The sequence below is a fragment of the Rhizorhapis sp. SPR117 genome, assembly GCF_021742065.1.
Genome location: NZ_JAKKIE010000189.1, coordinates 1 through 1102 on the forward strand (window position 1 = coordinate 1; position 1102 = coordinate 1102).

The following is a 1102-nucleotide window of genomic DNA, read 5'->3' on the forward strand; positions in this document are numbered from 1 at the left end:
ACGGGTCAAATTCAACCGGGCCGCATGGAGCAACGACTATCTCACCCAGCTACTCACCTTCACCTGAAATGCGATCGCCCTGGCTAATTGGCGCTGGCCCCTTGCCCGATTTCACCAACCGTGGTAGCCAAAATCCACCATTCGGCGCGGCCCTCTACCGGCCAACATAATCGCCGCCGACCGGACTCCCTAATCGTCGCGCTACATCTAGAAAGATCGAAGCCATTTCACTCAACCAATACGAGAAGTCGATCCTATGCGTAGAGGTCCCATGCAAAGTGATGTTCCCGACCGGTATTCCCCGCCCCCGCCGTGGTCCTGGATGACGCTGCCAGCACCCCACCACCGAGTTTATCGTGACGACGGGTTTTGGCGGGACAAGACGATCGGGGACAGCGCACGCGATTGGGCGATGAAAGAGCCGGACGCTCAGGCGTTTCTAGGGGGAACAATACCACACACCTACCAGAGTCTTGTCGCCGATGCCGAAGCGCTTGCTATCGGGCTGCTGGATCTTGGCCTACGGCCTGGCGAGGTCATTAGTTTGCAGACCCCCAATTGGCATGAGGCCGGTATCATCAATCTAGCGGCGGCGCTCGTGGGGTTGGTCATAAACCCGATTGGCATGATCTACCGCGATGCCGAAGTACATCAAATGCTTGCGGACAGCGGCAGCCGTTTGCTTTTCCTTACAGAGAACTTTCGCGGCTATGACTATGCCGGGATGGTCGGGCGCATCCGTGGCAATCTTGCTGGATTGCGTCATGTTGTTTTTGTTCGCGGCAACAATGCGCACCCGCTTTCCTACGAGATGCTCGTCACCGCGGGTCGCGGTCGCACACTTAACGTAAGGCGCGTCGATGCGGACAACGTCAAGCTCTTGCTCTACACATCAGGAACGACCGGACGACCGAAAGGGGTGCTACACAGCCACAACACCCTGACGCGAGTTTCGGAAGTCAGCGTCTGCCACTGGGGCATCGCTGCAGGCGACGTCTTGCTCATGCCGTCGCCTGTTACGCACATCAGCGGTTACTCCTTCGGCCTTGAACTGCCGTTCTTGGTGGGTACCCGGACGGTGCTGATGGAGAGCTGGAACGCT

The 1102-nt window shown here is 58.2% G+C and carries 1 protein-coding gene; it reads left to right on the forward strand.

All coding sequences use genetic code 11. The annotated features are described in order from the left end of the window. Positions 1 to 271 precede the first annotated feature (271 nt). A partial coding sequence (locus tag L3X40_RS21865) for an AMP-binding protein (RefSeq protein WP_237367436.1) occupies positions 272 to 1102 on the forward strand: 831 nt, incomplete at its 3' end.